This window comes from Mycoplasmopsis felis ATCC 23391 (genome assembly GCF_000701865.1).
Classification (GTDB): Bacteria; Bacillota_I; Bacilli_A; order Mycoplasmatales; family Metamycoplasmataceae; genus Mycoplasmopsis; species Mycoplasmopsis felis.
The window spans coordinates 1-9,941 of record NZ_JNKA01000029.1 but is presented as its reverse complement, the minus strand read 5'-3'; the positions used below and the strand labels follow the sequence as shown (position 1 = coordinate 9,941).

7 protein-coding genes are annotated in these 9,941 nt (G+C 23.0%); 2 read left to right on the top strand and 5 right to left on the bottom strand.

All coding sequences use genetic code 4. The annotated features are described in order from the left end of the window. From T405_RS03205 to pyk, 3 genes are all read right to left on the bottom strand, one after another. On the bottom strand, positions 1-381 hold a 381-nt coding region (locus T405_RS03205), incomplete at its 3' end, for a restriction endonuclease subunit S domain-containing protein (RefSeq protein WP_036431142.1). Between the two features lie 191 nt (positions 382-572). Beyond that, a complete protein-coding gene (locus tag T405_RS03200; protein ID WP_036431139.1) occupies positions 573-989 on the bottom strand; it encodes a hypothetical protein in 417 nt (138 codons plus the stop codon). Between the two features lie 56 nt (positions 990-1,045). After that, positions 1,046-2,479 (bottom strand): pyruvate kinase, encoded by a 1,434-nt coding sequence (gene pyk / locus T405_RS03195; protein WP_036431136.1) that lies wholly within the window; start codon positions 2,477-2,479, stop codon positions 1,046-1,048. Positions 2,480-2,640: 161 nt separating this feature from the next. Between pyk and T405_RS03190 the strand changes: the two genes are divergently transcribed. Beyond that, entirely contained in the window at positions 2,641-3,825 is a 1,185-nt protein-coding gene (locus T405_RS03190; RefSeq protein WP_036431133.1) for a phosphoglycerate kinase, read from the top strand. Positions 3,826-3,857: 32 nt separating this feature from the next. On the opposite strand, the gene T405_RS03185 is transcribed toward T405_RS03190, so the two are convergent. Both T405_RS03185 and T405_RS03180 read right to left on the bottom strand, forming a co-directional pair. Next, on the bottom strand, positions 3,858-4,436 hold the full coding sequence (locus tag T405_RS03185) for a cupin domain-containing protein (protein WP_036431130.1): 579 nt from the start codon (positions 4,434-4,436) through the stop codon (positions 3,858-3,860). 88 nt (positions 4,437-4,524) lie between these two features. Beyond that, positions 4,525-4,866, bottom strand: coding sequence for a PTS sugar transporter subunit IIA (locus T405_RS03180; protein WP_334290798.1), 342 nt, complete (start codon positions 4,864-4,866; stop codon positions 4,525-4,527). 198 nt (positions 4,867-5,064) lie between these two features. Here T405_RS03180 and T405_RS03175 point away from each other — a divergent pair, with 198 nt between their 5' ends. Continuing rightward, positions 5,065-9,477: an RNA polymerase beta'' subunit family protein gene (locus T405_RS03175; protein WP_036431124.1), complete on the top strand. Its 4,413-nt coding sequence runs from the start codon at positions 5,065-5,067 to the stop codon at positions 9,475-9,477. Positions 9,478-9,941 lie beyond the last annotated feature (464 nt).

Sequence of the window (9,941 nt, the reverse complement as noted above, 5' to 3'; positions counted from 1 at the left end):
ATTTCTATTTATTGTTTTATTAATAAAATGTAAATCTATCCCTTTTTTTATAGTTAGTCCAGCAATTCTTTGATTTAGTGCATATGTATTATCTTTTGGAATAATAAATGTTTTTGCTAATGCTTTGCCATTAGGAATATCGCTTAATACTAAAGTAATAGTGTTTTTTGATAGTACTGAGAAGTTTTTAGAAACTTTTTTTATAGACATACCTTCTGATGATATAAATTTTGAATTAACCAAAATATATTCACCATGTTTACTAACAAAATTTTCATGTGCTCTACCATTTTTATATTCTATAAAATTAAGTAATCTCTCCTCTTTTCAGTCTTCACTAAACCCTTTAAATCTAACTTTTGGAACTAAAACTTTTTTCATAATTACCTTTATTTATTTAATTATAACATTATAAATATTTATAACTGTTTATAATACAAGCTTAAAATTATAATTATTAAAAATTTAAATTTAGATAGTAAATTAATATTAAATTGAATATATCAAAAAAATCCGGAAGTACCCGGATATTTTTGTTGTATAATATACTTTTATATTTAATTTGACTAAAATTACTTATCGTTTTTTGGTTTACTATTATCATTAATAGTAAGTAATAATTCTGTTAGTTTTTGTATAAATCTTTCATCTAAAACTGAATAATCACTATTTTCTAAACCTTTAAGTTGTGCTAATTCGTTTGTGAAATTATGGTTTGCTTCAACGTCAATCAAAGCATTTTCCATTTGTAATTTTAATGACATTCTTGTATTTGCAATAAGTTGCTCATTTTTTGCTGATGCTTCAGCATCTGCTTCAAAACTTGCAATTGTTTTTCTTGTTGCTTTTTCTATTACATTTGTATATGCATCTATAAATTTGTCTTTATTAGATTTCTTTTCTTCGTTTGTACATGACATTGAAATAGTTGGTATTGCTATTGTAGAAATTAATGACATTGATATTAATAATTTTTTGTATTTTTTCATTTTTTCTTTATTCGTTTGTTTAGAAAAGAACAATTTAAATTGTTCTTTTGCTTATATTATTTAACTACGTGTTCTGTAAATTTATCATTTTCAATTACTAAATATTTATCACCCTTTTGGATTCCATAAGGTAATAAAGCAGATTCTGCTTTTGATGTATCTTTTTTAACTTCAAAGAATAATTCTTTTGAATCTACAGAAACAAATACTCCTGAGTAAACTCCAAATCCGTTTAATAATTTTTCATCATTTACTAGACCGATTGTTATTGTATTTGGACGGAATTTAGCAACACGTTTTAATAATTCACCAGTTCTTGATAAAACAACTACGTATTTGTAATCTCCATCTTTTGCTTTTTTAGCTACATTATATGAAATTTGATTTCTTTTATCTGCTTGATTTACATTTGATCAAACTGACTCTAATTGTCTTTCATAGTAATTTTTTGAGTAGAATTCTTTTTCTGCACGTTTTGAAATTGAAGTCATTGTTTTAACTGCTTCAAGTGGGAATGAACCGTTAGCACTTTCTCCCGAAAGCATTGTTGAATCAGCACCTAGTTCAACTGCATAATAAACATCTGTTACTTCTGCACGTGTTGGATGAGGTGAATTTTCCATTGAATCTAGCATTTGAGTAGCTACTATAACTGGTTTACCTGCTTCTCTACATTTTCTAATCATTTTCTTTTGGTAATATGGAACATCGTAATAAGGTATTTCTAATCCTAAATCACCACGAGCTAGCATTATACCATCTGATGCTTCAATAATTTCATCAATGTTTAAACATCCTAAATGTGATTCAATTTTTGAAATAATTTGAATGTGTGAACCACCATTTTCATTTAATAATTGTCTTAATTCATTAACATTTTTTGCTGAGTTAACAAATGATGCAGCAATATAATTTACACCTTGACTAATTCCAAATTTAACATCATCTATATCTTTTTGTGCTAAGAATGGTAATGAGAAATCTACACCAGGTAAATTAACACGTTTGTTTGTTTTTAATTTATGAGTGTTTTCTGCTTTTACTTTTACATAACCACTCCCTACTTCTATAACAACTGTAGAAAGTTTTCCATCATCTATTAAAACTTGATTACCAACAGATAAATCTTGAGCCATATCATATGCTACTGTAATTTCTGTTGATGTTCCTTCTAATGATTCATATTTATCTTTTGTTGTATGTATTAAAATTTCTGTTCCTGCATTTACAACTTGTGCACCATCTTTTATTTTTCCAATACGAATTTCTGGTCCTTTTGTATCTAACATTAGAGATACAGGAATTTTTAATTCTTTTGAAATTTGTTTTGCTAAGTTAAATTTATTTGCTTGTTCTTCATGTGAACCATGACTAAAGTTTGCTCTTATAGTTGTAACACCATTTTCAACTAATGAACGTAATGTTTGTAAATTATCACTTGAAGGTCCTATTGTTGCAACTAATTTTGTTCTTTTATCAGTAAGTTTCATTATTCTCCTAAAATTAAATATTTATAATTTTATTTTATCAAAAAATAGATTTTTAATTAATGAAAATTAAACAAAACCACTTCTATACTTTATATTTAAAAAACTTAAAATATAAAAATTTAATATATAATTTTAAATAATATTATTCACAAGGAGTTTGAATGAAAAAAACAATTAATGATCTTAATTTAAAAGGTAAAAAAGTCTTGGTTAGAGTAGACTTTAATGTTCCTTTAAAGAATGGTGTAATTACTTCTACAAAAAGAATTACAGCTGCATTACCAACTATTAAAAAAATCTCTGATGAAGGTGGTAAAGTAATTCTTTTATCACATTTAGGAAGAGTAAAAACACAAGAAGATTTAGTAAGTAAATCATTAAAACCAGTTGCTGTTGAACTTTCTAGACAACTTAACAAACCAGTTATATTTGTTCCCGAAACAAGAGGAATAGTTTTAGAAAAAGCAATTAAAGATATGGAATTTGGTGATGTATTGCTTCTTCAAAATACACGTTATGAAGACTTAAACGATAAAGCAGAAAGTAAAAATTCAGAAGAACTAGGTAAATACTGAGCTTCATTAGGAGATGTATTTATTAATGATGCTTTTGGAACTGCACATAGAGCACACGCTTCAAATGTGGGAATTTCTAAAAACATTAAAGATTCAGCACTTGGTTATTTAATGGAAAAAGAAGTTTTATCATTAGAAAAAGCAATTAAAAATCCTGCACATCCTTATGTAGCAATTATTGGTGGAGCTAAAGTTTCAGATAAAATACAAGTTTTAGAAAACTTAGCAAAAATAGCTGATAAAATGATTATCGGTGGTGCAATGGCTTATACTTTCTTAAAAGCTCAAGGTAAAAAAGTAGGAACTTCTCTTGTAGAAGATGAATTTTTAGGATTAGCAAAAGAATTCTTAACAAAATATTCTCAAAAAGTTGTTTTACCAATTGACCATGCTACTGCAACAGAATTTAAAGATGTCACACCAGTAATACAAGAAAATGAAATTAAAGATGGTTATATGGGACTTGACTTAGGGCCTAAATCAATTGAATTAGTTAAAGAAACATTAAAAAATGCTAAATGTGTTGTTTGAAATGGACCAATGGGTGTTGCTGAATTTGAAAATTATAAAGAGGGAACACTTGCTGTATGTAAATCAATATCACAACTAAAAGATTGTTATACAGTTGTTGGTGGTGGTGATTCAGTGGCTGCTGTTGAAAAATTAGGAATGGAAGATAAATTCTCACATGTTTCAACTGGTGGTGGTGCTAGTTTAGAATTATTACAAGGTCTTGAATTGCCTGCTGTTTTAGCTATTAAAGACAAATAAGAATAATAAAATACCAATTTTAAATTGGTATTTTATTTTATACATAACTTAAAAATAAATCTATCCTTCCTTTTAAATGAAATTCTTCTTGATTTTTTTAAAATTAATAAAACATCTCCACTTTTAATATGAATATCATTGATAAAAGCACTACCGTTTAAAACAACTAGTTCAATACAATGATTAGTTAAATCAGTATTTATTTTAATACCTTGATTTTTTAAGTCTAATTTCTGTAATTTGAAATAATTTATTTTATAAAATACATTATCATCAGGTTCTTTTTGAATTTCTGCTTTTAAATTAAATTTAATAGTATCTAAAGATTCTTTTATATGAATATCTCTTTTTTTACCATTTATATCTAATCTATCATAATCATAAATTCCATATGTAATATCCAATGATTGTTGTAATTCAAATACCATTGGATTACCTGGAAGACCATGAATCATTCCTTCATCAATATAAACAAAATCCTTGTTATTTAAATAAATTTTATTTAAATAATTTTCTACTAAATTTGTATTAATAACACTTTTAAACTCGTTAATATCTTGTGTTTTGAACCTAAAATAAATGGTTCATCAGAATTTTGTAGAACAGTACATGCAGTTATACCAATTACTTTTTTACCTTGTGATTGACTACTTCTTTTTCTTTTGTTAAATATTCATTTAACAAATCAAGTATTTCTTGTTAATTTGTTGCAGTCTTTAATTTAATTAAATTATCTTTATATAACAGCATAGCAGAAACTTTAGAAAGTGTTTCTAAATGAATATTATCCTTATTTGTTTTTGGTATAAGTATACTAAATAGATACTTAACTTTTGAACCATCAAATGTTTCTCATTTAATATTATTTTTTAATTTAATAAAAAATAATTTAGGTTCTAAAATAGCATCAGTTTGTCCGTGAGGAATTGCTATTCCGTTTTCCATACCTGTAGAAACTTGATTTTCTCTATTCAATAAAGCTTCAAAAACTTCATTTGGATTGTTAGTTATTCCGATTTCTTTACTTTTTGAGCAAGAAATTTGAATACATCTTCTTTGCTATGAAACTCTTTATCTAAGAAAATCGTTTCCTTTGAAAAAATTTTTATTTTGCCTCCTATTTATTTATATATTTTTATTATAAATAAATAAAATGCTATCTTTTTTTATCTGAAAAAGATTTTTCAATTTAACAAGAAAAACAAAAAATTATTTTCAAATTAAAAGTATAATAGCAGTATGAATAAAAAGAGATTGAATTTATTTAAAATGCTTAGTTTAACCGTTCCTGTGACAGGTGTTATTTCTTGTGTTTCATGTAAAGAACCTTTAAAAGAAGAATACAAAATAAATGAAATTGAATTTACTGAAACAAATGAAAATGAAAGCATACTGAAGATTAAGTTTAATAAGGAAATAATTAATAAAGATATAAAAATTAACTTTAATAGCAATTTAAGTTATGAAATAAAAAAAGAAAATAATTTAGTAATTCTTGCATTTAATAATCTGGAAGAAAATAGAATTTATGAAATTAAAAGTATATTTATAGATAATAAAGAACTAACAAAACCATTAAAATTAAACTATAAATTTAATAAAACTCCGAAATTACAAAAAGAAGTATCAGTTAAAGATTTAAATTTTTATAATATAACTCAAAATTCTGCAAATTTAAATATTAAATTAGAAAACTTTGTTAATAACATAGAACTTGTAATTAATTTAAATCAAAACACTTATACTTATAATTTAGATCAACCAAAAACAACTATTAATTTAAATAACTTATTAGAAGATACTGTATACAAAATAAATTGAATTAAAATAAACAACATTCTTGTTAACATAGATAATTTTCAATTAAGTTTTCAAACATTAAAAAATATAACTAATATAGATAATAAAAAAGAAAATACTATAACAGTTCAAGACATACAAATAAATGAAATTTCTAATAATTCTGCTTCTTTATTAATTTCTTTTAATGAAATCAATCAAGACCAAAATACCTTGTTAGTTGAATTAAACAATAGTTTAATTTTTGAAAAAATATTTTCAGCTAAAAATAACTTTAAATTTTTTATTAATAATTTAAATCCGGATACAAAATATCAAATCACAAAACTAAAACTAAACAATAAAGAAATTGAACTATTGAAAGAATATTCTTTTAATACACTAAGTAATCCACCAGAAAATGATTTTATTAGGTCTTATGATATCCCTAATAGAAATCCTATTCATAAACATTATGCTGAATCTCTTAATATTTTAGATATTAATGAAACGCCTATAGAAATTAATGAAGTTTATAAAAACTTTATTAATAATATGAATAATGATGAAGTTAATGAGAATTTAGATATTTTTAAAGACCAATATAAACTAAATAATTATTTTATTAATGACAATCAAATAAACGCTTATTTCTCTATTTATGATGTTGGTGAATTTATAATTAATTATAAGATTATAAATTCAAACAATACTATAACAACGTATTCAAAATCATTAACAAAAATTAACCAACAATATTTGTTTAATTTAGAAAACATAAATGATAGTGTAATAATTATTGATAATATTTCAAAAAACAATTCACCTCTCAGATATAATAAAGAAAAAATTCTTTTATTTAAGAAAAATAAAAATCAAAGTTCTGATAATTTTAAATTATTGAATAATTTTGATTTTTATGCATATGATGAAACACAAAATGGTAATAAAGTTTTATCATTCAGTTCTAATATTTATTTAAAAGATAATTCTACTAATTATCCAGAAATATATTGAAAATATCTTGATAAAAACTTTCATATACAATCTACAAAACTATCTGGAAATAATTTAACAAGTTTATTTAAAGGAACAATAACTAATAAGGATAATTATTTAACCTCCCTGGGTTTATTTTTTAAAGAAGATAATAATTATTTTTATATAGACAACCAAGAACAAATAAAATTATTAGATGATACAAAAGATAATTTCAAAACAGCTAAAAATAAATATAAACTTGACTTAAATAGAATTAATATAGAAAATAATTTAATTAAAATTTCTTATAGTTCAAATTTATTTGATAAATTAAATAAAGTTCAATTATTAATTAAATCAAATAATCCCTTTGACAGATGATCTAAATTAATAAACACAAATATAAATAAAAACAATAATACACTATCATTTTCTCAAGATTTATTACCTAAACACATTAAGAGCTTTGTTATAACAAATTCTGTTATAAATGATAAAGAGATTAATGAGTATTATTTAAACAAAAATAACCAATTTAATGTACCAAAAAACATAAATTTAAAATTAAATTCATTTAAAGTCTTTAAAGATAAAACAAATAATCAAATTTTTGGTTCATTAGATTTTAATTTTAATAATGAAAATATTGAAATGTTTAAAAATAAATTTTTTGAATTAAAATTTGATGTTGATTATTTATCATCTGATTATGAAATTAATTTTATTAATAATCCTGTAGTTTATGTTAAATTTAATGAATTAAGTAAATTTCCTTTATCAAACTTTTTAAATAATGTTAAATATACACTAAAATCAATTAAAGTTGTTGAACCTTATACACTTCAAGATTATGTAAATAATGTTGTTTTCAATGAAACAAATTATTACTTTGTAAATAATGATGTTATAAATAAATCAAATTTAAATGATTTAATAAATCAAGAAAATAGTGAATTTTCTTCTAATAATCAAGGCCTAATAACTAAAAAAACTAACCTGAATCTAGATGATTTAATTAACATTTGATTATCTGATGAAACTAAAAATTTAATACCTTATTCACAGGAAAATCTATCCTCTGTTTTAAAATATAATAAATTATATAAAACATTTTTCAGCAAAACTTCTAACAGACCGATTAAAAACTTTTTATTAATTGATGAAAGTGATAAAACGCAAATTATAAAAAGCTTTGCTCCTAGAGAAATACTAGAAAAAACTGTTTTTAATATTGAAAATAATAAAGCAATAATTACAAAAGATTTATCAGAAATTACTAATTTAGAAGAATTATCTACAAATGAAATTTATTTAAATTTTGAATTTGAATTTGATTTAAATTTTAAAAAAGTTAGAGATTATTATAAAAATAATTACAGTAAATATTCATTTTTAAATATTAGGATTCCATATAATGCTATAAAAAATCAAAATCAAATTAATAATATTGATTTTGATGTGTATAGTGATTTTATGACTTATGAACAGTTGCAAGAACAAAAAAACTTAATTTCTTCTTTATTTAGTTTTAATATAAGAAAACATAATAATAATTTAACACTTGAGATTATTCCTAAGGAAGATATTAAATTTTATGATTTTATTGTAGAACATAATTTATCTAATACAAAATCTGTTTTTATTAGTAATGTTTTATATTCAATCAATTATCTAAGTGAAGATGAGTTGATATATACCCAAAAGCCTTTAAAAAATCAAGAATCCTCTGGTCTTAATGAGCAAATAATTAATAATAATGAATTAACTTCTCAAATATCTCAACCAATAAATTCAACTAAAAGATTATATAAAGAAAATACTGATAAGGTTATAAAACAATATCGTTCACGTGCTTTTACTTTTAAAAGCAATGGTGGTTCATGAACTGTTTTAGGAAAAGTTAAACCTAATGACCCAAGTGATTATAGATTTTTTGTTACAACTAACGACCATGTTTGAGAAACATTTGCAAATGCTGACGAAATTCAAAAATTTAATAATCCTTGAATAACTAAAATTGATAAACAACTTGATTTAAAAGTTCCTAAAGTAATAGATAAAAATATTGCTACAAATGATATAAGTTCAACAATAGTAAGTGATTATGATACTAAATGAAATAATGAAGTTCCATATGAATTTGAATTGATAAATAACTTCTTTAATCACGCTGATTACCCACAACTAAATAGTTTTAAAAAAAATGATTTATCAATAGCAAGCGGAACTTCTAAACTTTCTGATAATGTTATAGCTATTGTTAATTTTAAATTCTTTTTTGAGAATTTTGAAATTAACAAACCTAATTCTTGAAAATACAAAAATCAAACTTTAAATCAAAATGAACAAGAAATAGTGCAATTCATTCATAATTTAATTAATTTAGATTTATTAAATAGTTCAAAACTAAATAGGCATTTAAGTAATTTTATTAATTTAAATTATTATATAGCTGGTTTTCCAGCAAAACAAACATCAAATGAATTTTCACCTGTTGGTGATAATAAGAAAAGATGGAGAGAGTATTTAGTAGGTAATTCTATTTTAGACTTACACTCAACAAATTATTGTCATGCTAGATTTAAATGTTTTCAAATGGATCATCCTTTTATTACTACAAACACACAAACAGTTGATATAAGTGCTGGTTTTTCTGGTAGTGGATTGTACGATTCTCAAGGAAACTTTGCTGGTCATCATGTTCTTGGGGATCTTGATGAATATGGGTATTCAAATAAATATGCATTTATTTTAGATAATCAAGAAAAAACAGTTTTAGGTAATGGAAATACACCATTTAATACTTCTTCATTCTATGAAAGAATGAGATATTTATCATATTTATATCCTGAAAGATACCAAAACCAATTTAACAAAACACCTAGCTATTAGGTGTTTTGTTATTTATTTCAACTATCAAGTATTTTTAAATTTTTATCCTGAGTTTCTGATTTAATTAAGATAAAAAGACGAAAAAACCTATAAAATAGGGAAAATCGTCTTTTTATATATCTAATTTACTATGTATAAAATCTCTGAATTTGAAATAAATTAATAACTATTAAAAAATCTTTTTTTAAATACCAACATATTTGAGTTATTTAATACATATCATTTTATTATTTAATAATACTGATTTAATTGTATATGCTCATTATATGTCTGTATTTAGAGACTTATAATGTTATAATTAAATAAATAAGGGTAATTATGAAAAAAGTTTTAGTTCCAAGGGTTAGATTTAAAGAGTTTGGCGAAGAGTGAAAAGAGGAGAGATTACTTAATTTTATAGAATATAAAAATGGTAGAGCACATGAAAATTTTGTTAGTAAACATGGTGAATATATTTTGGTTAA